At 51.2% G+C, this 24,982-nt stretch carries 24 protein-coding genes; 8 read left to right on the plus strand and 16 right to left on the minus strand.

Going from position 1 to position 24,982, the window contains the following annotated elements:
- Position 1 precedes the first annotated feature (1 nt).
- Genes R3E63_00820 through R3E63_00830 form a run of 3 tightly spaced genes read right to left on the minus strand, consistent with a single transcriptional unit; the run spans position 2 to position 3,741 of the window.
- Entirely contained in the window at positions 2 to 1,708 is a 1,707-nt protein-coding gene (locus R3E63_00820) for an FAD-binding protein (protein MEZ5538506.1), read from the minus strand.
- Between the two features lie 51 nt (positions 1,709 to 1,759).
- Positions 1,760 to 2,533, minus strand: coding sequence for an aldo/keto reductase (locus R3E63_00825; protein MEZ5538507.1), 774 nt, complete (start codon positions 2,531 to 2,533; stop codon positions 1,760 to 1,762).
- A 2-nt stretch (positions 2,534 to 2,535) separates the two neighbouring features.
- Positions 2,536 to 3,741, minus strand: a complete 1,206-nt coding sequence (locus tag R3E63_00830) for an FAD-dependent oxidoreductase (GenBank protein MEZ5538508.1) — start codon at positions 3,739 to 3,741, stop codon at positions 2,536 to 2,538.
- Between the two features lie 42 nt (positions 3,742 to 3,783).
- On the opposite strand from R3E63_00830, the gene waaA reads away from it, so the two are divergent.
- Entirely contained in the window at positions 3,784 to 5,082 is a 1,299-nt protein-coding gene (waaA, locus tag R3E63_00835; GenBank protein MEZ5538509.1) for a lipid IV(A) 3-deoxy-D-manno-octulosonic acid transferase, read from the plus strand.
- A gap of 27 nt (positions 5,083 to 5,109) precedes the next feature.
- Here the strand turns inward: waaA and rpoH are convergent, their stop codons facing one another.
- The 5 genes from rpoH to R3E63_00860 all read right to left on the minus strand — a co-directional run bounded on the left by rpoH (position 5,110) and on the right by R3E63_00860 (position 9,291).
- The gene (gene rpoH / locus R3E63_00840; GenBank protein ID MEZ5538510.1) at positions 5,110 to 5,967 is read right to left on the minus strand and encodes an RNA polymerase sigma factor RpoH; all 858 of its coding nucleotides are present in this window, start codon (positions 5,965 to 5,967) and stop codon (positions 5,110 to 5,112) included.
- Between the two features lie 86 nt (positions 5,968 to 6,053).
- Positions 6,054 to 6,455 carry a glycine cleavage system protein GcvH gene (gene gcvH / locus R3E63_00845; GenBank protein MEZ5538511.1) on the minus strand — a complete coding sequence of 134 codons (402 nt, stop codon included), beginning with the start codon at positions 6,453 to 6,455 and terminating at the stop codon, positions 6,054 to 6,056.
- A gap of 36 nt (positions 6,456 to 6,491) precedes the next feature.
- The gene (locus tag R3E63_00850; protein MEZ5538512.1) at positions 6,492 to 6,926 is read right to left on the minus strand and encodes a hypothetical protein; all 435 of its coding nucleotides are present in this window, start codon (positions 6,924 to 6,926) and stop codon (positions 6,492 to 6,494) included.
- Positions 6,927 to 6,997: 71 nt separating this feature from the next.
- Positions 6,998 to 8,164, minus strand: coding sequence for a sulfotransferase (locus tag R3E63_00855; GenBank protein MEZ5538513.1), 1,167 nt, complete (start codon positions 8,162 to 8,164; stop codon positions 6,998 to 7,000).
- Positions 8,165 to 8,166: 2 nt separating this feature from the next.
- Complete coding sequence (locus R3E63_00860; protein MEZ5538514.1) at positions 8,167 to 9,291, minus strand: DUF1214 domain-containing protein; 1,125 nt, start codon at positions 9,289 to 9,291, stop codon at positions 8,167 to 8,169.
- Positions 9,292 to 9,443: 152 nt separating this feature from the next.
- Here R3E63_00860 and hisF point away from each other — a divergent pair, with 152 nt between their 5' ends.
- The 6 genes from hisF to R3E63_00890 all read left to right on the plus strand — a co-directional run bounded on the left by hisF (position 9,444) and on the right by R3E63_00890 (position 16,323).
- Complete coding sequence (gene hisF, locus R3E63_00865) at positions 9,444 to 10,217, plus strand: imidazole glycerol phosphate synthase subunit HisF (GenBank protein ID MEZ5538515.1); 774 nt, start codon at positions 9,444 to 9,446, stop codon at positions 10,215 to 10,217.
- A 203-nt stretch (positions 10,218 to 10,420) separates the two neighbouring features.
- Entirely contained in the window at positions 10,421 to 11,254 is an 834-nt protein-coding gene (locus R3E63_00870) for an LLM class flavin-dependent oxidoreductase (GenBank protein MEZ5538516.1), read from the plus strand.
- A gap of 53 nt (positions 11,255 to 11,307) precedes the next feature.
- Positions 11,308 to 12,417, plus strand: a complete 1,110-nt coding sequence (locus R3E63_00875; protein ID MEZ5538517.1) for an S-(hydroxymethyl)glutathione dehydrogenase/class III alcohol dehydrogenase — start codon at positions 11,308 to 11,310, stop codon at positions 12,415 to 12,417.
- Positions 12,418 to 12,539: 122 nt separating this feature from the next.
- Positions 12,540 to 13,409, plus strand: a complete 870-nt coding sequence (gene fghA / locus R3E63_00880; protein MEZ5538518.1) for an S-formylglutathione hydrolase — start codon at positions 12,540 to 12,542, stop codon at positions 13,407 to 13,409.
- 13 nt (positions 13,410 to 13,422) lie between these two features.
- Entirely contained in the window at positions 13,423 to 15,372 is a 1,950-nt protein-coding gene (locus R3E63_00885; GenBank protein ID MEZ5538519.1) for an FAD-dependent oxidoreductase, read from the plus strand.
- Positions 15,373 to 15,438: 66 nt separating this feature from the next.
- On the plus strand, positions 15,439 to 16,323 hold the full coding sequence (locus R3E63_00890; protein ID MEZ5538520.1) for a DUF3014 domain-containing protein: 885 nt from the start codon (positions 15,439 to 15,441) through the stop codon (positions 16,321 to 16,323).
- Position 16,324: 1 nt separating this feature from the next.
- On the opposite strand, the gene hemW is transcribed toward R3E63_00890, so the two are convergent.
- From hemW to R3E63_00920, 6 genes are all read right to left on the minus strand, one after another.
- Positions 16,325 to 17,482, minus strand: a complete 1,158-nt coding sequence (gene hemW / locus R3E63_00895; protein MEZ5538521.1) for a radical SAM family heme chaperone HemW — start codon at positions 17,480 to 17,482, stop codon at positions 16,325 to 16,327.
- 2 nt (positions 17,483 to 17,484) lie between these two features.
- The gene (gene rdgB / locus R3E63_00900) at positions 17,485 to 18,081 is read right to left on the minus strand and encodes an RdgB/HAM1 family non-canonical purine NTP pyrophosphatase (GenBank protein MEZ5538522.1); all 597 of its coding nucleotides are present in this window, start codon (positions 18,079 to 18,081) and stop codon (positions 17,485 to 17,487) included.
- 12 nt (positions 18,082 to 18,093) lie between these two features.
- A complete protein-coding gene (gene metW / locus R3E63_00905; GenBank protein MEZ5538523.1) occupies positions 18,094 to 18,684 on the minus strand; it encodes a methionine biosynthesis protein MetW in 591 nt (196 codons plus the stop codon).
- 1 nt (position 18,685) lies between these two features.
- The gene (locus tag R3E63_00910) at positions 18,686 to 19,828 is read right to left on the minus strand and encodes a homoserine O-acetyltransferase (protein ID MEZ5538524.1); all 1,143 of its coding nucleotides are present in this window, start codon (positions 19,826 to 19,828) and stop codon (positions 18,686 to 18,688) included.
- Between the two features lie 75 nt (positions 19,829 to 19,903).
- Positions 19,904 to 20,362 carry an EVE domain-containing protein gene (locus tag R3E63_00915; protein ID MEZ5538525.1) on the minus strand — a complete coding sequence of 153 codons (459 nt, stop codon included), beginning with the start codon at positions 20,360 to 20,362 and terminating at the stop codon, positions 19,904 to 19,906.
- A 19-nt stretch (positions 20,363 to 20,381) separates the two neighbouring features.
- A complete protein-coding gene (locus tag R3E63_00920) occupies positions 20,382 to 22,088 on the minus strand; it encodes an FAD-binding protein (protein MEZ5538526.1) in 1,707 nt (568 codons plus the stop codon).
- Positions 22,089 to 22,234: 146 nt separating this feature from the next.
- On the opposite strand from R3E63_00920, the gene R3E63_00925 reads away from it, so the two are divergent.
- The gene (locus R3E63_00925) at positions 22,235 to 22,816 is read left to right on the plus strand and encodes a TMEM165/GDT1 family protein (GenBank protein MEZ5538527.1); all 582 of its coding nucleotides are present in this window, start codon (positions 22,235 to 22,237) and stop codon (positions 22,814 to 22,816) included.
- Here the strand turns inward: R3E63_00925 and R3E63_00930 are convergent.
- Positions 22,801 to 24,132: a nitrate/nitrite transporter gene (locus R3E63_00930; protein MEZ5538528.1), complete on the minus strand. Its 1,332-nt coding sequence runs from the start codon at positions 24,130 to 24,132 to the stop codon at positions 22,801 to 22,803. The genes R3E63_00925 and R3E63_00930 overlap by 16 nt on opposite strands.
- A complete protein-coding gene (locus R3E63_00935) occupies positions 24,125 to 24,979 on the minus strand; it encodes a peptidylprolyl isomerase (protein ID MEZ5538529.1) in 855 nt (284 codons plus the stop codon). The genes R3E63_00930 and R3E63_00935 overlap by 8 nt, the downstream gene beginning before the upstream one ends.
- Positions 24,980 to 24,982 lie beyond the last annotated feature (3 nt).

Below are 24,982 nucleotides of genomic sequence, written 5' to 3' on the forward strand. Positions count from 1 at the left end.
CTCAGGCTGAAACCACATCATCCGCTGCGATAAAACCAAACGCCATCGCAGGGCCGATTGTTGAACCAGCACCGGCATAAGTTGGCCCCATCAAGGCAGCTGAATTATTGCCGATAACATACAAGCCGCGAATCACTTGATCATTTTTATCGAGTACGCGCGCTTTTTCATCCGCATTCAAACCACCTTTGGTACCCAATTCACCTGCGTGTACTTTCACTGCGTAGAAAGGACCTTCGATCGGCATCAAGCAAGGATTCGGAAAACCGGTTTGATCGTCGCCGTAAAAACGGTCGTATTCATTGCCGCCTTTGTCGTACTCCAAATCTTTACCCGTTTTTGCATACTCGTTCATATTGGCAACGGTTTGCTTTAGATTTTCCAAACTCGCAATACCGGTTTTTTGCGCCAACTCTTCCAAGGAATCTGCTTTGAAAATATAGCTATCCCACAATTCTTTCGGCACGCGTTTGTCTGGCATCATTTCACCAGGAAACACAGGGCCACAAGGATATTTTTGACGATAATCTTTACCAAAAATCATCCAACTCGGTACCGCTTGCGTACCTTCGCGTTCGCGTTTGTACATGTCTTGCACGACAGTAATGTAAGGCGCCGCTTCATCGGTGTAGCGTTTGCCGTTCATATCCACAAAGGCACAACCTGGAAGGGATTTTTCTACAATCATCATGCGTGCTTGTTCTTCACCTGGCACAACTACGGTTGGCCCCCACCACGCGTCGTCCATAAATTTCACATTTGCACCCACTGCCATGCCTGCGCGGTGCGCATCGCCGGTGTTGCCAGGAGAACCTGCCGTCCAAGAAGTGTGCGTAGGATTGGGCAGATACTGTTCGCGCATTTGTTGGTTTTTTTCAAAACCACCTGCGCCGAGAATCACACCTTTTTTGGCATGAATGCGGAAAGGCTGACCGTTTCTTTCTGCCAACACGCCGACAACGCGACCGTCTTCGACGATCAAATCTTTCATGCCGCAGTTGAGCCACAGTGGGATTTTTCTGTCCAACATGGATTTACGCAACGAACCAATCACGGAGTTGCCCAGCGTCAAGCGGCGGCTGCGTTTTTTGCCACGCAAGCGATAACCAAGATCAAACAGCCATTCAAAAAATACGCGCGCAAAAACACCCATCCAACCTTTTTCTTTTTTGAATACTGCGCGGAACTCCATGGTCTCCATGGTGAAAATATTCCAAATTAATGTTTGTGGATGTTGTCCACGCAAGTTTTCAAAATCATCGCCCAATGCTGCCGCATTAAACGCTTTGGGATCGTGGCTGCGCCCCCCTTCCATGTAGCCAGGCGCGCCCGGGTAGTAGTCTGGATACAACTCCAGCGATTCAAAACGCAGTGCAGTTTTTTCGTGCAGCCACTTCATCATCTCTGGTGCTTTTTCGACATACGCGCGGATGCGTACATCAGGTACTGCATCACCGATCAAATGTTTGAGATAGTTAAAACCTTTTTCTGCGCTGTCTTTTAAACCTTTGGCCGCCATCAAATGACTGTTCGGCACCCAAATAACACCGCCACTCATCGCGGTATTGCCGCCGTATTTATCGGTTTTTTCCAGCATCAAAGTATCTGCACCGTTATCGGTTGCGCGAATGGCCGCCACCATAGCGCCGCCGCCAGAACCTACAACAATCACATCCACGGTGTGATCCCATTTCACTGCGTCTGACATAACAGTCTCCTTCGTTTTGCTGATGAAAAATTGATGGCTAGTCTAGGTGATTTACGCCCGCTTGGGCAGTTTGTTGATGTTGTCACGCAAGTGCACAGGATTGATCGTACCGACAATCGCTGAACTGCTGCCCGCGTGCGCAAAAATCATTGCTAAAGCTTCAGTAACCGCATCGCCGTCGCAGCGATGACCGCTGGCAAATGCTTTTTTAATCAGCGCACCTTTTTGGTGCTGCTGACAATAATCCAACACTGCAACATCGGCTTGCTCATTCAGGTTGTATGTGACCATCACCACATCCGATTGCTCCGCTGCCAACAAACCGCCGGCCACTGTTTTTGTGGACATACCGAAGGCACGAATCCAACCGCGCTGCTTTAGCTCGGCCAGTGTCTCTAATGCCGCAGTGTTGTTGATGATATCGAGATCATTACCGTCTGAATGCACCAACACCATATCGATGTAATCGGTTTGCAGGCGACGCAAACTGCGCTCCACACTCATGCGCGTATGTTCTGCTGAAAAATCGAAAGAAGATTGTCCCTCAGAAAACTCCTCGCCGACTTTGCTGCAGATCAACCAATGTTTACGATCCGCTTTTAATAATTTACCTAATCGCTCTTCACTGTTGCCGTAAGCGGGCGCGGTGTCGATTAAATTGATGCCGAGATCGCGCGATAAATCCAACAAAGTGCGCGCAGCTTTATCGTCAGGCACGGCAAATGCTTGCGGATATTTCACACCTTCCGTGCGCCCCAATTTCACCGTACCAAAACCGAGCGCGCTCACTTGCATGCCGGTACTGCCTAATGCGCGATAAAACATGCTCACACCTTTTGCCACACAGCAGCACACCACGGCGTGGTCGCAACTTCTGTCATGCACGGCCAATCATTTGGCAACCCATCAGGAAAGCAGGGTGAGATATTTTGCGCGTGCAAATAATTCATCAACAGCGCACCCAAATTGGGCGCTAAAGTTAATTTGGTTGGCCACGCAACGACGCAGCGCGATAAATCATCGCAAGCTGACAACCAAGCATTATCAGGACGCAACAAACCAGGCTGCTTCGGTTCAGCGCGATCCACGCAATAAGTTGACCACTGTGCCTCATTCCAATGGATCTGCGGAAATAATATTTCCAATTCTTTTTTAGCGCGCAGTATTAATTCTGATGAAGAAATACCTACACCTTCTTCCGCCAACTGCCCACCGAGATACCAAACCACTTCGTCGTTGATTGTATGTGATGAAATCGTCAAGCGCGGTTTGCTGTCTGAGCCTACGCAATGCGCATACAAGGCAGAGAGCTGCAGATGTTTCACCATCACTTGTTGCAAAGGGCGCGTTTGCATGGCGATATTTTTCACCGCCAACTGTTGCAACAATTCGCCATTGCCTTTACCCGCAGCCAAGACACACAACTGGCTGCGCAACAAAATATCTACGCCGTTATGTGATAGAAAAATATCTGCGCCATTTTGATTTTTTTCTACGCGCAATGCTTGATCGCCGACCTGAAAAACAAAATCAGCACAGCGTTGGCGCAAAGTGTCGAGCAGTGATGGCGCATCAATCACCATATCCACCAAGCGATACACCGCGCCGCGAAATTTCTCGTGACAAAATGCTGGCGGGTAATCTTTGGGCTGCACGCTATCCACGCGGCCACGCAAAGCTTTGCTCGCTAAAAAAGTGGTCGCTTTAGATAAAACACTCTGCGAGGACCACATATAAAAATGCTCGCTGAGTACGCGCGTGCCGCGTAAATCCACATCGCCTTTGCCTTGCAAACAGCGCTGCCAATGCGCCGGCATATCGGCAATCGCTTCCGACGCACCAGACAACGCGCCCGTGAGTGTGTATTTCACGCCGCCGTGAATCATGCCCTGCGAGGCCACCGTCTGCCCGCTGCCCAATGCAGCCTGCTCAAACAACACCGCGTTGTAGCCCGCGTTACGCGCACAGTTGAGCAGCCACAGACCGGCAATGCCGCCGCCAAGAATGGCGATATCCACTTGAATGGTCTGCACTGACAACTCCCGAGCGCGAAAGCGCACATTATAATGCGGTGCATGTCGCGACTGCTCTACACCTTTGTCTTTAGCTTATTGCTGCCCATCATTGTGCTGCACTTGCTGTGGCGTTCTCTGCGCGCACCTGCGTATCGCCTGCGCTGGCGCGAGCGCTTTGGTTGTTTTTCTGCGCCAGCATTTCATGCCAATCAACCCGTGATTTGGTTGCACGCGGTTTCAGTCGGCGAAACTTTAGCCGCCGTGCCGCTGGTTAAAAAATTGCGGCACGACAATCCCGATTGGCAATGGGTGATCACAACCACCACACCCACCGGCTCGGAACGCGTGCGCGCCAGTTTTGGCGACACCGTGTTTCATGTTTATGCGCCTTACGATCTTCCCATTTTTTTGCGTAATTTTTTACAGCGCACACAACCGCAATGCGCGATTGTGATGGAAACCGAGTTGTGGCCCAACATGCTGCACAGCTGCAAACAAAGAAATATTCCCGTCATCATTGCCAACGCCAGATTGTCTGAAAAATCCGCGCGCGGCTATAAAAAAGTAGCGCCACTGACACACAAAATGTTGAACGATGTCGCGCTAGTAGCTGCGCAGCAGCACACCGACGGCGTGCGCTTTATGCATCTGGGTTTGCCACGCGAAAACCTTGTTGTTACTGGCTCGATTAAGTTTGATCTTGTGATTGATGCTACCACGCGTGAAAAAGCTGCCGCTCTGCGCGAGCAGTGGTCGCTTAATCACACACGCAAAATTTTGTTAGCAGCGAGCACACACCTCGGTGAAGACGAAATCATCTTGCAAGCATTTCAACAAATTCGCGCAACGCAACCCGATTTACTATTGGTTATCGTGCCACGCCACCCTGAACGCTTTGATAGCGTGAGCAAACAGTGCGCAGCCGCCGGATTTTCTGTTGTGCGCCGCAGCTACAACACAGTGCCAACTTCAAACATCGACATTGTGATCGGCGACACCATTGGCGAGTTACTTGTGTTTTATGGCGCAGCGGATATCGCTTTTGTCGGCGGCAGTTTAGTGCCGGTGGGCGGTCACAATTTAATTGAGCCAGCCGCGTGGGCTTGCCCTGTGATCAGCGGTTCGCATTTATTTAATTTTTCTGAAGTGGAAAAATTGCTGTGCGATAACCGCGCGCTGGCGATTGCCGATAACGCCGAACAAATCGCCACACAAGTTACACAGTGGTTGAGCGATGAAAGTGCACGCCGCGCCTTTGGCGAACGCGGTAAAGCCGTGGCGGACAGCAACCGCGGTGCGTTGGCGAAGTTGTGCGAACAAATACAACGCCAAATGCTGAGCACAAAAAAGGCAGCCTAAGCTGCCTTTTTACATTACGCTTTGCGCTTACAAATCCATCGCCGCGCGTAATTTTTTCATCGCGTTCTGCTCTAACTGACGGATACGCTCAGCAGAAACACCGTACTCGGCTGCCAGGTCATGCAGCGTGGATTTGTTACTTTCATCCAGCCAGCGCTTTTGCAATATGTTGCGACTGCGATCATCCAGTTGCGTCATCGCCTGCGCCAACTGGCGGGTAGACACCTCCTCCCAGTTATCACTTTCCAACTGCAAGGATGGATCGCTGCCTTCCGCTTCAAGGTAGTTGGCAGGCACGGCGTAGGCTTTATCTTCGTCGTCATCTGCACTGATATCAAAAGACGCGTCATGACTAGACAGACGACTTTCCATTTCGCGCACATCGTTGACCGAAACCCCTAGATCTTTTGCCACCGCATGCGCTTCATCATTCGATAACCACGCCAGACTTTTTTTCGCGCCACGCAAGTTAAAAAACAGTTTGCGTTGCGGTTTAGTCGTCGCAATTTTAACGATGCGCCAGTTGCGCAAAATGTATTCGTGAATTTCTGCTTTGATCCAGTGCACGGCAAAAGAAATCAAACGCACGCCTTTTTCTGGATTGAAGCGCTTCACCGCTTTCATCAAACCGATATTACCTTCTTGCACGAGATCCGCTTGCGGCAAGCCATAACCGCTGTAGCTGCGCGCGATGTGCATAACAAAACGCAGGTGCGACATAACGAGTTGACGCGCGGCATCTAAATCTTCGCGGTAGTACAAATCTTCAGCCAAGCGACGCTCTTCATCCGCCGTCAAAATGGGGATGCCACTAATGGCCTGCGCATAGCTGGTCAAACCCATGCTGGGGCTTAACGCGCTGGCGGGAATCAGTTGTTTACTCATAGCTTCCTCCGAGGGGAAACAAAGTCTATCAATGCCTTGTTGGAAGGCAAAGCCGCAGCAAAGTTCCAACGCAGTCAGTCGTCTATTTAGTCATCCTGCTCGGCGGCAACCGCAGCGTTGTAACCGGCGGCATCGAGCAGCTGCTCCCACTCGGCAGCGGCGTTGTCGGGCTGGATACGGAACAGCCAACCTTTGTCGTAGGGCGAGTCATTGACGGTTTCTGGAGTGTCTTCCAAAACTGGATTGTGAGCAATCACTACGCCGGAAACCGGTGCGAATAAATCGGAAGCGGTTTTGACCGATTCGATCACGCCCGCTTGATCGGCGTGTGTTAACTGCGCGCCCACGGCAGGCAGATCGACAAATACCACATCGCCCAACTGGTCTTGCGCGTAATCGGTGATGCCTACCGTCACCGTACCATCGGCTTCCAAGCGCCCCCATTGGTGGGTGGCGAGGTATTTGATGTCGTCAGGCGTATTCATCACAAAATCTGCTGGCCGTTAAAAAGGTTGCACAGGATATTAGTCCTGTGCAGGTGGGGCAACGGATGGCTGCTCTGGCTGCCCACCCGTTGCGGGTGCTTGCGGCATGGCATGAGGATGCATACGACCAGGGCGTTGCGGCATATTCGGGTGCATCATGCCACCCGCATTGGGATTCATTTTCATGCGCCGCTCCATGCTTGGGCGCATCATCGGCCCGCCCAAACCGGTGCGACAGTTGTTGAGTGTGACGGTTTTGCCTTCAACCGCCTTACCGTTTTTGTATGCGCTGAACAGACAGGTCTGTGTTTTAGGATCGAAGCTTTCTACCCACAACTGACCGTCCACCCATTGTGTGCCGAGGTGCAGCTGACCGGCAGGCAATTCAATGGTTTGCTGCTGATTGCTTTTATTGCAGCCTACCACCGCCAGTACACCAATCAACACACTCGCAACCATTAGCTCTTTTTTCATGATGATGCTCCTCGTCCAATAATTTTTATGAGATTGCCATACACAGCAAAAGTTTCTCTCGGCGCTCGTCTCTAATGCAGAGGTACATTAAAGCGTTCAATATAAAAAGCAAAACGAGACAGCACTTGTTGTTCTGTCAACCCGTACTCTTCCAAACGATAGTTGTGCTTGCCGTGTTTGCCCATAGGATGTTCGTCGGCATAGCGTTGAAAACGCTGCTCTGCCACCGCTGTCATCGGCACACCAAAATGTTGATAAATGCGCTGCACCGTGCCGACGCCATCGGCAATGAAATCATTGAACTGCAAATCAATGATACGCGCTGGATCAATCCGTTCGCGCTGGCGCAAACTCGCTTCCACTTTGCGCGCCAAATATTCCATCACCACCGCGCCAAATTGTTGACGATCAAAATTGCGATCACTCAACATGGATTCCATCATGCTGGCGTAAGAAGTGACGCACTCCAAAGGATTGCGATGCGTGATGACGATGGAGCAATCGGGAAATAATTTCACCAAACAATCCAGCGCCCACAAATGCGCGGGCGTTTTCAACAGCCATCGTTCACCCGCGCGCTGCCACTGCAACATACGCAAAATATCTGCGTAATATTGATAAGCAGGAAAATGATCTTGCTGCTGAAACCAAGAACCGTAAGGCTCCATCATGGTTTCCAAGCCGAACTGCACATCTTGAAATGTGTGATTCAATAAATGAATACATTCTTCGGCGGTATCTGCCGTGGTGAAATGAATTTTGTCAAAATTGGGATTTTTCTTGTGCGCTTCTTCGTAAAACGCTTTTAACTGCACATAGCGAGGATCTTCTGCCTCCGGCGGATTGCCGTCTAACGGGTCTGGGCTCATACCCTCCCACAATTTCATCGGGCGAAACGCAGGATCTTGCGACAATAAATTCAGCAGCGCCGAAGTGCCTGTGCGCGGCAAGCCCGTTAAAAACATCGGCGCTTTGATTTCAACTTGGCGAATCTCTGGATATTTTTTCCACGCTGCTTCCATCTTCAAACGCACTTGCAATAACTTCAGCAGGCGTTTGCGCTGTTTTGCCACACCTCGCTCATTGAAACCATTATTCGTGTAAGTTTCGATCAGTTTCTGTAAGCCAGCCTGAAAATCATTAGAGCCGAAATCCGTCAATCCTGTTGCCGCTGATGCTTCTGATAACAGCGTTTCTACATCAAAGCGTTTTTCTATATCCACCTTTGCATCAGCCATTTTTATTGTCCTTTTAATTCAGAAATTTTCACCACCCGCACTTGCGGTTGCGGATGTTCGGCAGCGCGTATCCAACGCAGACACATCGTGCCTTCGTTTCTGCCGCAAGTATCCAGCCAGTTTTTTACCGCTATTTTTTGTTTGCTAATCACAAGCCGCACCGAACCATCCTCGTTGTAGTGTGCTGTGCCTTTATTGATATGCACGGGAAAATAACGGTAGTCGAGACTCTCTAACCAATAATTTCCCAACTGCAAATTCCAAAAATCACAGGCTGGCGGCGTGAAAGTAATTTCTAAGGCTTCGTCATCCTGCAACTGAAAATAACCGTGGTAGTACGCGATATTCGGATCACCGCCTGCGGCTAAAGCAACATCAGGATTAAAACGCGGCAGGGTGTTGGGATTTTGGCGAAAATCTTCCGCCCATTTAGCAAATAAACTTGCCGTGCCAGCGACAAAAAATCCTGCGCCTTGCAGCGCTTTGTCTACGCGCTCCGCAGAAAGATGACGCGGCTGATTATCGCCGTCGATTCTTTCGATGCTCACTTGTGCAGGAATTTCTGTTTTGTGGTGTATGCGCGTTTGCCGCACTTGTATCAAGCGCGTCTCCGGCGACATCTTTAACCAGTTGCCTTGTTGCGGCGTGCTGGAGGCAATAATTTCAAAACTGCCATCGGCATGGATGTGCATATCTTTGGCTTCAAGATAACCGGAAGTATCCAGCGACGCGGTTTTTCCGTAACCGCCCGCTTGCGCACCAAAACCTAAATAATGCACGCTGCCGCGCGTACCAGTGATGCGATAGGTGTAGTTACCGTTGACGGGCGCAGTGAGATAAATATTGTCGGGATTATCCATGCCCATTTTTATCGTTTCATGCACGCCGCGCGTAAAAGCGGGCGCTTGTGTATCCGCCGCCTCTAAAAAAGATTCCAACGCGCCGCGTGTTAAACGCGCGAGATAACGCCAACCTTCAGCGCGATCCAGCGGATTGTTCGGCGCGCTGTCTGACAACACCACATCGCGCCCTGCTTTTTTTAGCGCATCGCAAAAATCATCCCAACTTCTGCCATCCATCACACGCGCAATCGACACCTCGCGCGCTGCATTTTTTTCATCGCTCATTCTTTTCTCTCACATTATTTATTTCGTTTAGCATAACAAAGCTTTATTGAGATGAAGCGCCTCTTGCAACGCATATTCCACTGTTGCACCACCTGATTACATTCGCTACCGGTGCTACCATGCACTCCTCTTTTTTTGATGGAAACTCCACCATGACCCTCGCCAAACGCATCATTCCCTGCTTGGATGTCGATAACGGTCGCGTGGTGAAAGGTGTGCAGTTTGTCGATATTCGCGACGCGGGCGACCCCGTAGAAATCGCGCGCCGCTACAACGAACAGGGCGCGGACGAAATCACTTTTCTCGATATCACCGCCAGCAGCCAAGATCGCGCCACCACTTACGAAACCGTCGAGCGCATGGCGAGCCAAGTGTTCATCCCGCTGACCGTGGGCGGTGGCGTACGCACGGTGGACGACATTCGCCGCCTGCTCAACGCCGGTGCCGATAAAGTTAGCATCAACACCGCCGCCATTCACAATCCAGAATTTGTGCGTGAAGCCGCCGAGCGTTTTGGCTCACAGTGCATCGTGGTCGCACTGGATGCCAAGCGCGTAAATGCCGCAGGCGAGCCTGATCGCTGGGAAATTTTCACCCACGGCGGGCGCAAAGAAACCGGCATCAATGCGGTGGAATGGGCTAAAAAAATGGCGGATTACGGCGCGGGTGAAATTCTGCTCACCAGCATGGATCGCGACGGCACCAAAAACGGTTTTGACCTCGGCGTGACGCGCGCCATCAGCGACAGCGTCAACATCCCCGTGATCGCCTCTGGCGGCGTGGGCAATTTGCAGCACTTTGTGGATGGCGTGAAGCAAGGCGGTGCCGATGCCGTACTAGCCGCCAGCATTTTTCACTTCGGCGAATACACCATCCCGCAAGCCAAGCAATTTATGGCGCAGCAGGGAGTGGTGGTGAGACTCTGAAAGCCGAGCAAGCTATTCCCATTGCCAGAATGACGAGAGTATCCATAGAGACTCTCTAAACACATAAGCAAACATTTTCGCTAGCGTTATGGTATCAACACCACTATTTCGAATTACGAAACGATGCGTATTGAAACAGTCAAGCGCCTTGCCTATATTCCTGCTGTTAGCTTTTCACCCATAACCCGCATGAGGACGCACCCATGAAATTTTCTCTGACACTCACCTTCAACCCCGCCGACGACCAAGTGCCTTTGGCCGTTGCCGCCGACGAGCTGGGCTTTCACTCCGTCAACCTCGGCGACGGCCTGTTTTTCTACGATGAAACCTCGGTCAACTACCCGTACAGCGACAGCGGCGCGCGCTACTGGAACGCCAACACCGCGTTTCTTGATCCGTTCTGCGCCATCGCTCACATGGGCGCGCTGACTAAAAACCTGCGCTTCTTGATCAGTGTATTGAAGCTGCCAGTGCGCCAGCCGATGTTGGTCGCCAAGCAAGCGGGCACGGCTTCTTATTTCTGCCAAGACCGCATGACACTGGGCGTGGGTTTGTCGCCATGGCCGGAAGATTTTTCCATCAACGGCACGAACTGGGATGATCGCGGCGCGCGCTCGGAAGAAATGATCGAAATTTTGCGCAAAGCACTCACCGGCGAAATGTTTGAGCACAAAGGCAAGTTCTACAACTACCCAAATATGTCGATCAACCCTGTGCCCAAAACACCGATGCCGATTGTGATTGGTGGCACAGCCGATATTGTTTTAAAACGCGCCGCGCGCATCGCCGATGGTTTTGCTTCACCGAATACCAAAGCGGACCACATCATTGAAATGGCACAAAAAATTGCGCAATACAGAAAAGAGTACGGTACCGACAACAAACCGTTTGAATTTATTTCTGTGGCGACCGATGTGTTTGATCTCGCTGGCAACCAAAAACTGGCTGACAACGGCGTCACCGAAGCCTGCGTGATGCCGTGGTTTATGTACGGTGGGAAATTCAAATCGATCTGCAATTCAAAATTGATTGCATGAAGCGTTTCAAAGAAGATGTGATGGATAAAATCAAATAATTGGAGAGAGAAAAAATGAAAACACGCGCAGCCGTTGCTTGGGGACCCAATCAACCTTTAACGATTGAGGAAGTCGATTTACAAGGCCCGCAAGCGGGCGAAGTGATGATCAAACTCACGGCAACGGGTGTGTGTCACACCGATGCTTACACCTTGAGCGGTGAAGATTCTGAAGGTGTGTTTCCTTGCATCCTCGGTCACGAAGGCGCGGGCGTGGTGATTGAAGTGGGCGCAGGTGTGACCAGTGTTGCGGTGGGCGATCATGTCATTCCGCTGTACACACCTGAGTGCGGAAAGTGCAAATTTTGTTTATCAGGCAAAACTAATTTATGCCAAGCCATTCGCGCAACACAAGGCAAAGGTTTAATGCCCGATGGCACGACGCGTTTTAGCAAAGACGGCAAACCGATTTATCACTACATGGGCACTTCCACTTTTGCGGAACACACCGTGTTGCCAGAAATTGCTGTGGCAAAAATCAATAAATCCGCACCACTCGATAAAGTGTGTTTGCTCGGTTGCGGCATCACCACCGGCATCGGCGCGGTATTAAATACCGCAAAAGTTGAAGCAGGCGCGACAGTTGCGGTGTTTGGTTTGGGTGGCATTGGTTTATCGGTGATTCAAGGTGCAGTGATGGCAAAAGCCGCGCGCATTATTGCTGTCGATATCAACGAAACCAAATTTGAGATGGCAAAAATGCTCGGCGCGACCGATTGCATCAATCCCAAAAATTACAACAAGCCGATACAAGAAGTGATTGTCGATTTAACTGAAGGTGGTGTGGATTACTCGTTTGAATGTGTGGGCAATGTGAACTTAATGCGCTCGGCATTGGAGTGCTGTCACAAGGGCTGGGGCGAATCCGTGATTATTGGCGTGGCTGGCGCAGGACAAGAAATCAGCACGCGTCCGTTTCAATTAGTGACGGGCCGCGTGTGGCGCGGCAGTGCTTTCGGTGGCGTGAAAGGCAGAACACAATTGCCAGATTATGTGGAACGCTACATGAAAGGCGAAATCAAAATTGATGAAATGGTGACTTACACCATGCCCTTAGAAGACATCAACAAGGCGTTTGACTTAATGCACGATGGCAAAGCAATTCGCTCGGTGGTTATTTATTAAAGTAGTTTATTAAATCTCCCCCCTATGCAATAGGGGGAGTGGCTCGAAAAGCCGAAGGGGTCTAACCCCTCCGGTGCTTCGCACCACCTCCCCTACTACGCAGGGGAGGATATGGGGGGTTTATGGAAATTATCGAAAGAAATCTCTGCTTCGGCGGCGAACAACTGCGTATCAAACATCATTCGCACACTTTATCGTGCGAGATGATTTTTGCGCTTTTTTTGCCGCCACAGGCGGTAAAAACTGAAGGAGTACCGCCACAATCACAAACAAAAAAAGTGCCGCTGCTGTGGTGGCTGTCTGGTTTAACTTGTAACGATCAAAACTTTGTCACGAAAGCGGGTTCGCAACGCATCGCTGCTGAACTCGGCATTGCCATCATCGCGCCCGATACCAGCCCGCGCGGTGATGATGTGCCAGACGACGCAGAAAATGCTTGGGATTTTGGTTTGGGTGCCGGTTTTTATATCAACGCCACGCAGTGGCCGTGGGCAAAACACTATCGTATGTACGATTATGTGCAGAGTGAATTACCCGCGCTGATTACCAAAGATTTTTCAGAAAAAATTGATGTGACGCGACAAAGTATTTCTGGTCATTCGATGGGCGGTCACGGCGCGTTGACGCTGGCGATTCGTCACCCGCAACAATACCGTTCTGTATCAGCATTCTCGCCTATTGTTGCACCCACGCAATGCCCGTGGGGAGAAAAAGCGTTTTCACATTATCTTGGTCACGATAAATCCTTGTGGGCCGAACACGATGCTTGCTCATTGATTGCCACACGCGGCTATGACAAACCCATTTTAGTAGAACAGGGATTAGCCGATAATTTTCTCGTCAATCAATTAAAACCAGAGTTGTTGCAAATCGCCTGCGAACGCTCTGGCGTAGCACTCACGCTCAATCTGCGTGAAGGCTACGATCACAGCTATTACTTCATCAGCTCATTTTTTGAAAACCATTTGCGCTATCACGCGCGTTTTTTATAGAGGAAAGTTTCCCATGACTGCACTCACGCAACTGCAACAACCGATTAACATCGGCTCACTGACCTTAAAAAACCGTATGGTGATGGCGCCAATGACGGTCGATTACGCCAACGATGATGAAACCGTTTCTGATCGCCATATCGCCTACTACGCCGAGCGCGCAAAAGGCGGCGTGGGTTTAATCACCATGGAAGTGTGTACGATTGATGAAGAACATCGCTATCAAGCGCACTCTCTCGGTTTATACGCCGATCATTTGATTGAGTCGCACAAAAAACTGGTGGATGCCGTACACGCACACGGCGCGAAAATTTTTCCACAGATTTCGCACACTGGCCCCGAATCTTTATCCATTTTTTATCGCGGCATTCCTGCTGTGGGTCCCTCTGTTGTACGTACGCCGACTACGATGCAGGTGTGCCGCGAGTTGGCGTTGGAAGAAATTCCTAAATATGTAGCGATGTACGGCGACGCTTGTTTGCGCGCACAAAAAGCCGGTTACGACGGCGTGGAATTGCACGCGGCGCACAGTTATATGCTGCTCGGTTCTTTTTTGTCGCCGCTGCGCAATCACCGCACCGACGCGTACAACGGCAGAAAACTTGAAGGTCGCATGAAGTTTTTGTTGGAAGTGTTGGCAGATATTCGCGCGAAATGCGGCGAAGATTTTCCTATCGTGTTGCGCGTCTCCGGTTTTGAACGCGATGGTGGCGGGCGCGAAATTAACGACACACAACGCATGGCACCGACCTTGGTTGCCGCAGGCGTCAACGCCTTTCATATCAGTGGCGGCGTGAGCGATAGCAACATCACACAAATTATTGCGGGCAGTGAATATCGCCAAGGTTATAACGCAGCAATGGCTGCGGCACTGCGCCAAGTGGTTGATGTGCCCGTGATGGTGGTAGGTCGCAGTGGCGAACCTATTTTTGCTGAAAAATTATTGCGTGAAGAACGCGCAGATTTAGTAGTGATCGGTCGCGCTTTGTTTACCGATCCCGAATTACCGAACAAAGTGATTGCAGGAAAATTGGAGGAAATTCGTCCGTGCAATAGCTGCGAAGATTGCGTCGATACTATCGGTAAAGGTGCAGGCTCTGCGTGCGCACTCAATCCGTTCAGCGGTCGTGAAGCCACACTTACGCTTAAACAGACACAACAGAAAAAAAATATTTTGGTGATCGGCGGTGGCCCTGCCGGTATGGAAGCAGCGCGCGCCGCAGCGGAATGTGGACACACGGTGACGCTGTGTGAACAATCGTCGCAGTTAGGTGGTTTGCTTTCACTCGCTGCCAATATGCATCGTGAGCAGCGCGCGTTTTTAGATTACTTGCGTAATGAAGTCGCGCGATTGCCGATCAAAGTGCAATTGAATACGCGCGTCACCGATGATTTTGTCTGCGGTATGCAACCGGATGCGGTGATTGTTGCCACTGGCGCAATCGCAGCGCGCGAAACGCTCAACATCAATAGCAATGCAACCGTTGTTTCAGGCGACACACTGCAACAACATCTTGCAGAAAACACACCACAAAATATTGCAGGCAAAACTGTTGCAGTCATCGGCAGCGGCTTGCTGTCGGTTGAAATAGCTGAGTGGTTAGCGCGCGCAGGAAAAACGGTAAAACTGGTGGGCAGTGATCATCGCATCGCCAGTGAAGTCGGCAGAAAACGCCGCGGCGAAGAATGCAAACGCTTGGATGCAGCGGATGTCATCGTCACCACGGGTGCGCAAATTGACGAGATAGCTGCTGACGGCGTGCACATCACTATCGACGGCAAACAGCGCATCGTAAAGGCGGATTGCGTAGTGATTCCGCCCATCCTGCAAGCGGAAACTTCGCTGGCTGACACGCTGGACGGTTGCGGCCCCACCATCATCCCCATCGGTGATTGCACCGGTTTTGGCTTGCTGAAAAAAGCGTTGGCGGATGCGGTGCGCGCGGTGCGTTCGCTAGGTTAAATGCGAGGGATGGAATTATTCCGCCGCGTTGCGGTCGTAGTCAGACTGGCTTGCTGAGGGAACACCATGCAACTGTCTGATGAAGACCGCATCATTGAACTGCCCACCAAACGCTCATCCGCCGCGACTTATGCGCTGCTCGTCTTGGTTGCCGCTGGTATCGGCGCGGCAGGCTATTACTACACGCAGGGTACGGGTGAATCCGAGCCACTGACGGCGCTCAAGCAAGCCGTCAATCCGCAGAACGATCAGCCCACGCAGGCTTCTGTTTCTGGTCAGGTGGCAGAAGCGCCGGCACCAGAAGTTGATCCTGCTGTCGCCGCCAGTGAACCGCCGAAAGAGCAAGCGCCCGATGCCGAACCGCTACCGGTGCTGGATAGCTCCGATGACGGCGTACGCACCGAGTTGGGCAAACTGGGCGGATGGCAGGCGCAAGCACTCAGCCTGCTGGCGAAAGATCAGCTACTGCGCCGATTTGTCTCCTTCGTCAACAGCTTGGCGGCAGGCAAAGTTGATCAAAAAATTGGTTTACTCACACCGATCAAAGGTCGCTTTGCCGTCAGCAGCAGCATGCCGTTAACCGCAACGGCTGAAAGCCAAACACGCTACAACTTGTATGTCGATCTTATTACCGCGCTGGATCCGCAGCAGTGCGCGCAGTTGTATCGCCGCTACTACCCTTTATTGAATGCCGCTTACGCTGAGCTGGGCGAGAAAGGCAATTTTCATGTGCTGGTTTTGAAAGCGCTGCAGCAATTAGAAGCCACACCGGAGTTATCACAAGCCCCCGTACTGACGCCTAATGAGAAAGGCATGTTCGTGTATGCGCAGCCACAATTGGAAGCACTGCCATCCGCACAAAAACAATTGCTGCGCAGTGGCTGGGAAAATGTTTCGCGTTTGAAAGTGTGGCTGCGTCAGTTGCACGCCGCTTTGATGACGCCGCCGTAAATCAATCCGGCATAAATGCCGTCAGCACATCATTCAAAAATAAAAAACCTTTTTCTGTTGCCGCCAAGCGATTTTTATCGTCTACCAGCAATCCTTGGCTGCACAGTTTTTTTCGCACGGCTTCTATTGCTGTCAACGATAAGCCTGTTCTCTCAGCAAACAAGGTTGCTGGAACACCTTCACGCAAACGCAATGCATTGAGCATAAACTCAAACGGCAAATCTTTTGCTGTGATGTCATGCTGCTCTGCCACGCAATCTGCTATCGCATTGGCCAGATAATGTTTCGGCATGCGGGTTTTGTTGTAGCGAAGAATACAATTTTCAGCAGGCAGGGTAATTTTTCCATGCGCACCCGCACCGATGCCAAGGTAATCACCAAACTGCCAGTAATTGAGATTGTGACGGCATTGCTGATTTTTTCCGTTCGCATCACGCGCAAACGCTGACACTTCGTACTGCACGAAACCGTGCTGTTGTAACAAAGCCAAACCCGCCTGCTGTATATCCCACAACACTTCATCCACGGGCAGCAGCGGTGGTTGGCGATAAAAAACCGTGTTCGGTTCTATCGTCAATTGATACCAAGAAATATGCGACACACCGAGATCTATCGCCTGCTGCAAATCCGCCAAGGCATCGTCAACCGTTTGATTCGGCAGGCCGTGCATCAAATCAATATTGATGCGCTCAAAACCAGCCGACCTTGCCATCGCCACCGCGCGCTGCGCTTCATCCGCATCGTGAATTCTGCCCAACTTCTGCAACTGCACACTCGAAAAACTTTGCACGCCGATGGATAAACGATTCACACCTGCCGCATGAAAACCGGCAAACTTTTCCATCTCTACCGTGCCAGGGTTGGCTTCCAGTGTGATTTCGATATCGGATGAAAACGGGATTTTTTCCTGTACGCCATCCAGAATATTTTTGATCACTGCCGTAGAAAAAATGGACGGCGTGCCGCCACCGAAGAAGATGCTGTGCAGTTTTCTTCCTTGCACATAAGACAAATCCTGCTGCAAATCCTGCAACAGTTTTTCGACATAGATTGCCTCGGGAATGGCATCTGCCGTGTGCGAATTGAAATCACAGTACGGACATTTGCGCACGCACCAAGGGATATGGATATACAGCGAGAGCGGCGGTAGCGCCAACATCGTCAAACAGTTTCTCGCAGTGCGTTTAACAACAATTGCATGGCTTGCCCGCGATGACTGATGCGATTTTTTTCTTCCGCTGGCAATTCAGCCGAACTGCACTGATGACTAGGAACCCAAAACAACGGATCGTAACCAAAGCCATTTTCACCGCGCGGGGCAAATAAAATCGTGCCGCGCCACACACCGTGACACACCACAGGCACTGGATCTTCTGCGTGGCGCACAAACACCAACACGCAGTGGAATTGCGCGCCGCGTTTTTCTTCCGGCACACTCGCTAACACTTCCAACAGTTTGCGATTATTCGCCGCGTCATCACCGTGCGCGCCAGCAAAGCGCGCGGAATAAATGCCAGGGGCGCCGCCTAGAGCATCGACAGCGATGCCAGAATCATCAGCAATCGCCGGTAAACCTGATAGTTTTGCGGCATGGCGTGCTTTAATGATGGCGTTTTCGATAAACGACAAACCATCTTCTACAGCATCCTCTATGCCAAGTTGTGATTGCGGCACAACTTCCAGCGATAAACCTTGCAACAGGGTTTGCAGCTCTACTAATTTTTTTTTGTTGCCAGAGGCTAAAACAATTTTTTGCATGACAAATACAGATCAACGCGCCAAACGATAAATTGCCGTTTCTGCCAGCATATTAGGCCAACGCACAGACAGCGCATTGTCATCGCGTCCACCCGTCACATAGCGACGATTGAGAATGCGAATATTGCGCGCACGACAAAAATCTTCGAAATCTTCTATCGTGCAAAAGTGAATATTCGGCGTGTCGTACCAAGTGTAAGGCATGAACTCCGACACTGGCATATGACCGCGCACCGCCAAATAAAAGCGTGAACGCCAGTGGCCAAAGTTAGGGAAAGATACAATGCACTCGCGCCCCACGCGCAACATTTCATCTAACAGCAAATGCGGGTAACTTACTGCTTGTAGTGTTTGTGACATCACTACCGTATCAAAACTTTCATTGGCAAAATTTTTCAAGCCCTCATCCAAATCTTGCTCAATCACATTGACACGTTTTTCTATGCAGCGTGTAATTTTATCGTGATCAATCTCAATACCGTAACCGGTAATATTTTTTTTATCTGTCAACTTGGCAAGCAATTCACCGCTGCCGCAACCGAGATCCAATACACGCGATGATGGCGCGATCCAGTGTTGTAAAATATCGAGGTCAACTCTCACATCACACCTCAATACTATGCATGTAAGCAGAGAATACTTGGCGATAGCGCTCAATTGGAATTAAAAACGCATCGTGCCCATATTCCGAATCAATTTCCGTGTAGCTGACGGATTTGTTCGCACTAATTAATGCATTGGCAATTTCACGCGATCGCTCCGGCGGAAAACGCCAATCGGTGGTAAACGACACCACAAAAAATTTGCACTGTGTTTCTGCAAAAGCATTTGCTGGTTCATCACCAAACTCACGCGCCAGATCAAAATAATCCAATGCCTGCGTCATCAACAAATAAGTGTTGGCATCGAAGCGATCAGAAAAGTTTTCACCTTGATAACGCAAATAGCTGCCAACTTGAAACTCCACGCCAGCATCAGTATTGATATCAAAAGTACCACTGCGTAAATCGCGACCAAATTTTTGCCCCATGGCATCGCCGGATAAATAAGTGACATGACCGACCATGCGCGCTATCGCCAAACCGCTGCGCGGTGAAGTGTCATGTTCGAGATAACGCCCGTCGTGAAAATCAGGGTCCGCCGTGATGGCGTGGCGCGCAATTTCATTGAAAGCTATGTTTTGTGCCGACAACTTCATCGCCGAAGCAATCGTCACGCAGTGGCGCAATAAGTTAGGAAAGCGCGTCGCCCAACGCATCGCCTGCATGCCGCCCAAACTGCCGCCGATCACCGCTGCCCACACTTCAATACCCAGCGCGTCCATCAACATTTTTTGCGTGTGTACCCAATCGCGCACACGCAAGCGCGGAAAATCTGGCCCCCACGGTTTACCCGTTTCTGGATTGATGGAAGTGGGGCCTGTGCTGCCATTGCAGCCACCGATATTGTTCAGACTCACAACAAAAAAACGATTGGTGTCGATGGGCTTGCCAGGACCGATGTAGTAATCCCACCAGCCGGGTTTTTCGTCGTCTGCGCTGTGATAACCCGCCGCATGGTGATGGCCGGAGAGCGCGTGGCAAATCAACACCGCATTGCTACGCGCCGCATTCAAGGTGCCGTAGGTTTCATACATCAAACGAACATTCGGCAGCATGCGACCCGACAGCAGTTGCACCGGCTCGGCGAAATCAATGTGCTGTGGCGTAACAATGCCAACGGAGTCGGCAGGAATGTGTGCGGGCATGGTGCGCTGTGCGTTAAAACTAAGGGAGAGCGCAGTCTACGGACAGCATTCGCTGGGGGCAACCGCCAGCCGTGCTCACGCTAAACCTTGAATGAAATCCCACTGCGCTTTCGTTACCGGCGTAATCGACAAACGACTACCGCGAGCCAACACCGCCATGCCTTCTAATGCAGGATGCTGCTTCAATGTTTGCAACGAGATCGTCTGCGCAAATTGCTTTTCAAATTTCACATCGACACGATACCAACGCGGATTGTCTGCACTGGCTTTCGGATCGTAGTAATCACTTTCTGGATCCAAAGCGGTGACATCGGGATAACCCGCTTTCACAATCTCCACGACGCCGACAATACCTGGTTCTGCGCAATTGGAGTGATAAAAAAATGCTTTATCACCCACCTGCATATCATCGCGCATCATGTTGCGCGCTTGGTAATTGCGCACGCCGTCCCACGGCTCGGTTTGCTTAGGGCGTTTTTTTAAATGTTCGATGCCAAAAGTTTCTGGCTCGGATTTCATTAACCAATATTTCATGGGATGCTCTTTTTTATTTCTACTCAAATAATTCTGCCGCTGCTTCCGCCGCTATAAAACCAAACACCATCGCAGGCCCCAATGTTGAACCTGCGCCCGCGTAAGAGCGCCCCATCACTGCGGCAGAACAATTGCCGCAAGCAAACAAACCTTTAATGATTGAGCCATCTTCACGCAATACACGCGCATCGGCATCCGTCAGCAAACCGCCTTTGGTGCCAATATCACCCGCTACAACTGGTACAGCATAAAAAGGCCCTTCCAACATCGCACCGAGATTGGGATTGGGTGCGCAAGCGGGATCAGAATAGTAGCGATCTGACGCATTCGCGCCGCGCAAAAAATCTTCATCAATACCGTTGTGTGCAAACCGATTAAAACGCAAAACGGTTTCTTGTAGTTTTTGTGAATCCACACCGATTTCTCGCGCCAAGGCTGGCAGCGTGTCACCTTTGAACAACAAACGATTCCAATAATTTTTTGGTACGCGGCTGTCTGGCATCATCGTCGCAGGATAAATCGCGCCACCCACCGCTGTTTTGTGGCGATAGTGCGCATCAAAAATCATCCAACACGGCACAGAATGTCTTTCGCCTTCTTGGTGATTGCTGTACATATCATTGACAACATCAATGTACGGCGCCGATTCATTGGTGAAGCGCTCGCCTTTGCTGTTTACAAAAACGCCGTGCGGCATACTTTTTTCAAACACTAAGGCGTGTGCAGGCGCAGAACCCGGCACTAAAGTTGCTGGCGACCACCAAGCGTCATCCATCAAATGTAACGCAGGCTGTAATTTTTCCGTCATTGCCAAGGCATCGCCAGTGTTATGTTTGTTGGCTGCCGACCAATCGGTTGATGTCGGTTTTGGTAAATATTGCTGACGCAAAAATGGATTGTGTTCAAAACCGCCGCTGGCGAGCAGTACACCTTTTTTTGCACGCACGCTAACTTTTTTTCCATTGCGTTCGATCACTGCACCAACGATGCGATTATTTTCCACGCACAATTCTTTTGCTGGGCTATTCAACCACAAAGGAATATTTCTGCGTTTCAAACCCAAACGCAGTGCAGCGACTAAGGCATTGCCCAGTGTGACGCGTGTGCTGCGCGGCGCGATCAAACGCAGCGGTAAACCAATCAAATACAAAGCCATGTTTTTGACGATTTGCAACGAAGCACTCCAATGCCCATACACCGCGTGCTGTGCTTCTTTTGCCGTCATATGCAACAAACCAAACGTGGTGCAAGCTGGATGTGGCGGACGCAACTGCTGCAAATCCCAACCCAATTTCAGCGTGCTAAAACGCTTCGCTTCTAAAGTGCGCGCACCCGGTTTTGCGCCTTGCACATTTGGGTAGTAATCGCTGTATTCCGGTAGCGCTTCGCAGTGCAAATCGTCGCGCATTTCCAAATACGCCAACATCTCGCGTCCTTTGCGGATGTAAGCCTGCAAACGCGATTCTTCCACTTCATTTTCAGTCAACGCTTTTAAATAAGTGAGTGCTTCTTCGTCGCTATCCGGCACACCGACCGCTGGCATCAAATGATTATTGGGAATCCAAATACTGCCGCCAGACATCGCCGAAGTGCCGCCGTAATAACTACTTTTTTCCACGACCAGTGTTTTCAGACCGAGATCGTGTGCGCGTATCGCACTCGTCATCGCGCCCGCACCACTGCCGACGATTAAAAAATCCACTTCCACCGTTTCAAACTCACTCACGGCACAACCTCAATCATCCAAAAGAATGCGAGCATCATAGCCAGCACCTGCACCGCTTTACAGACGCAGATCAACCTAGGCGGAATGGCGCAGTGACGGGCTTTTTCGTATGCTACGCGGCCTCTGCAAACGCTCTTCTTTTTATGATCACCGAATCCCTGCTCGTTTCCACCGGCGTCGTCGCCCTCGCTGAAATTGGCGACAAAACCCAGCTGCTGGCTTTCTTACTCGCCGCACGCTTCAAAAAGCCACTGCCGATTATTCTTGGCATCCTCGCTGCCACCCTCGTCAATCACGGTTTGGCCGGTTCGTTGGGCGCATGGATTACCGCCAGCGTCAGCCCTAGCATTATGAGCTGGTTGCTGGGCTTATCGTTTATCGGCATGGCGATCTGGACGCTGATCCCCGACAAAATTGAGGAAGAAGAAACGCTGATGGCACAGAAGCTTGGCGTATTTGGCGCAACGCTGATCACTTTTTTTCTCGCGGAAATGGGCGACAAAACACAAATCGCCACCGTCGCTATGGCAGCGCACTACGCCGCGCCGCTGTTAGTGGTGATCGGCACCACGCTGGGCATGTTGATTGCCGATGTGCCCGCTGTATTCGCTGGCGACAAACTCGCCACCAAAATTCCGATGCGCTTAGTGCACTCCATCGCTGCTAGCGTCTTTGCCGTGTTGGGCGTGATGACGCTGTTGGGAGCAGGCAGTCAATGGGGATTCTGATTCGACTGCGTTTTCTCCCGCCGCATCCTAGCCCGCATAATTTCCGGCAAATCGGTGTCGTGAATAATCATTGGGAAGCGACGGCGGTTCATATAAAGAATCGAGAAGTGCATCCATAATAAATTCGTGACAGACACGATAAACAACAGCATAAAGCAGCTTGTCCAAATGCCTACTAGGTCATTCATTGCACCGAAGGCAATCGGAAAAAAGAAACCACCCAAGCCGCCGATCATACTCACCACACCGCCCACTGCGCCGACATGCTGCGGGTAGTATTCGGGAATGTGTTTGAACACCGCTGCCATACCGAGCGACATCGTCATACCCATCACAGCGAGCACCAAGGCGCGCACCGACATATGAGGCACGATGCTAAAAGGGATGGGGCCGTTGATGCCTTCGACCACATAGTGCGTATTGGGATACGACAAAAAGAAAAACGCGACGGCACAAGTGGAGAACGAGATATACATCATGCGCCGCGCGCCGTAGCGATCGGACAACATGCCGCCCACAGAGCGAAACAGCGTGGCGGGAATCAAAAAACTCGCAGCCAACAAACCCGCTGTTTGTATATCGACACCATAAACCCCCATGTAAAAACGCGGCAACCAACCCGCCAGTGCGACAAATCCGCCGAACACCAAAAAGTAGTACACGGAGAAACTCCACACTTGGAAGCTGCGCAGTGGGTCGAGGCGATCATGCCAATTCACTTTGCCATCAGTGAGGCGTTTGATGGGCTGTGGCTGCGCCAGCAGGTAAAACACGCAGGCGGATACCAACATCACACCCGCATAGACCCACACGACATGCCGCCAATCCATGATCGTCAGCAACAAGGGCGCCGCCATGCTGGTCACCGCCGTGCCGACATTGCCCATGCCGAACAAGCCCAGCGCGACACCCTGTTTCTCTGGCGGATACCACGCCGAGACATAGACCACGCCCACGGCAAACGCGCCACCCGCCAAACCCAAGCCCAGCCCTAACAGCAACAGCATGGCGTAAGACGACGCCATCGGCAGTGCAAAAGCAAAGCCCGCCACCACCAGCATCAACACACTTTGCACGCGGCGCGCACCCACAACTTCCGCCCAAATACCCAGCGCCAAGCGGCTGAGTGAGCCAGTCAAAATTGGCACAGCCACCAAGAGGCCATACTGTGTATCCGTGAGTGCTAACTCGCGCTGCAGCTCAAGCCCGACAATGGAAAAAATCACCCACAGGGCGACGCACACCGTGAGTGAAAAGGTGGCTAAACACAGGGCGCGCGTGCGCTGCGCCGGCTGAATAGAGGCAGTCTCAGGCATCAAAATGCTCCCATCCCTGCACGCCATAGCGCGCTTGCAGCTCACCCACATAGTGCTGCACTTCGCTCTGATGAACCTGTAATGCCAAATACTCAGCGATGGGCGTTTGCACGGCAGCGAAATCCAATGCTGCGCCCTGCTCTGCCGCATCCACCCAAACGATGTGATAACCCCAGCGCGACTCCACAGGGAAATCCGCCAGCCCCTCCGGCAGGCGAAACGCCTGTCGTTCAAACTCCGGCGTGGTCTGCCCGCGCTGCAACCAACCGAGCTCGCCGCCCTGCTCTTTGGACGGGCAGGCAGAATGACGCAAAGCGAAATCCGCAAACAACACGGGATTACTCTGCAACTGGGCAATCAACTGCTCGGCCTGTGCGCGCGCTTGCACGCGATGCTCTGTATCGTCGGCAGCGGCCGGCAGCAAAATGTGACGCACACGCAATCGATCTGGCGCGCGAAACCGCTCGCGGTTTTGTTCAAAGTAACGCAAGCAATCTGTTTCTGTAGGAGCAGCGTGTTCAACCACTTCGCGCTCTAACAACTCACGAATACAAGCCTCCTCTAAGGATTCATCATTCTGCCGCTCAACGCTTTCTGCAATTTGTAAGCGTTCACATTCCAAACGCAATAACTCGCGCACCATCAAAGCGCGTGCGGCTTCTGTGCGTGATTGCGCCGGTGTCAGCGCAGGATGAAATTGCATCTCGCGCGCAATATCCACTTCGCTGATCGCAGTCTCACCGACAAACAACAAACTGGGCGCAGGCTGACCAAACGATCGTTTTTCTTCTTGCAGTGCTTCTTCAATTTGTACGGCATCGATGCGCTGTGGTGATGATGAAGACATATC

Source organism: Pseudomonadales bacterium, from assembly GCA_041395665.1.
Taxonomy (GTDB): domain Bacteria; phylum Pseudomonadota; class Gammaproteobacteria; order Pseudomonadales; family UBA7239; genus UBA7239.

What these genes read in the sequence shown, in the direction of transcription:
- R3E63_00890 (MEZ5538520.1), top strand. Translation starts at nt 15,439, where the DNA reads ATGCAACTGTCTGATGAAGACCGCATCATTGAACTGCCCACCAAACGC.
- hisF (MEZ5538515.1), top strand. Translation starts at nt 9,444, where the DNA reads ATGACCCTCGCCAAACGCATCATTCCCTGCTTGGATGTCGATAACGGT.
- R3E63_00820 (MEZ5538506.1), bottom strand. Translation starts at nt 1,708, where the DNA reads ATGTCAGACGCAGTGAAATGGGATCACACCGTGGATGTGATTGTTGTA.
- rdgB (MEZ5538522.1), bottom strand. Translation starts at nt 18,081, where the DNA reads ATGCAAAAAATTGTTTTAGCCTCTGGCAACAAAAAAAAATTAGTAGAG.
- R3E63_00935 (MEZ5538529.1), bottom strand. Translation starts at nt 24,979, where the DNA reads ATGTCTTCATCATCACCACAGCGCATCGATGCCGTACAAATTGAAGAA.
- fghA (MEZ5538518.1), top strand. Translation starts at nt 12,540, where the DNA reads ATGGAAATTATCGAAAGAAATCTCTGCTTCGGCGGCGAACAACTGCGT.
- R3E63_00930 (MEZ5538528.1), bottom strand. Translation starts at nt 24,132, where the DNA reads ATGCCTGAGACTGCCTCTATTCAGCCGGCGCAGCGCACGCGCGCCCTG.
- R3E63_00825 (MEZ5538507.1), bottom strand. Translation starts at nt 2,533, where the DNA reads ATGTTTTATCGCGCATTAGGCAGTACCGGCATGCAAGTGAGCGCGCTC.
- rpoH (MEZ5538510.1), bottom strand. Translation starts at nt 5,967, where the DNA reads ATGAGTAAACAACTGATTCCCGCCAGCGCGTTAAGCCCCAGCATGGGT.
- waaA (MEZ5538509.1), top strand. Translation starts at nt 3,784, where the DNA reads ATGTCGCGACTGCTCTACACCTTTGTCTTTAGCTTATTGCTGCCCATC.
- R3E63_00850 (MEZ5538512.1), bottom strand. Translation starts at nt 6,926, where the DNA reads ATGAAAAAAGAGCTAATGGTTGCGAGTGTGTTGATTGGTGTACTGGCG.
- R3E63_00875 (MEZ5538517.1), top strand. Translation starts at nt 11,308, where the DNA reads ATGAAAACACGCGCAGCCGTTGCTTGGGGACCCAATCAACCTTTAACG.
- hemW (MEZ5538521.1), bottom strand. Translation starts at nt 17,482, where the DNA reads ATGTTGGCGCTACCGCCGCTCTCGCTGTATATCCATATCCCTTGGTGC.
- R3E63_00910 (MEZ5538524.1), bottom strand. Translation starts at nt 19,828, where the DNA reads ATGCCCGCACACATTCCTGCCGACTCCGTTGGCATTGTTACGCCACAG.
- R3E63_00885 (MEZ5538519.1), top strand. Translation starts at nt 13,423, where the DNA reads ATGACTGCACTCACGCAACTGCAACAACCGATTAACATCGGCTCACTG.
- R3E63_00915 (MEZ5538525.1), bottom strand. Translation starts at nt 20,362, where the DNA reads ATGAAATATTGGTTAATGAAATCCGAGCCAGAAACTTTTGGCATCGAA.
- R3E63_00860 (MEZ5538514.1), bottom strand. Translation starts at nt 9,291, where the DNA reads ATGAGCGATGAAAAAAATGCAGCGCGCGAGGTGTCGATTGCGCGTGTG.
- R3E63_00870 (MEZ5538516.1), top strand. Translation starts at nt 10,421, where the DNA reads ATGAAATTTTCTCTGACACTCACCTTCAACCCCGCCGACGACCAAGTG.
- R3E63_00855 (MEZ5538513.1), bottom strand. Translation starts at nt 8,164, where the DNA reads ATGGCTGATGCAAAGGTGGATATAGAAAAACGCTTTGATGTAGAAACG.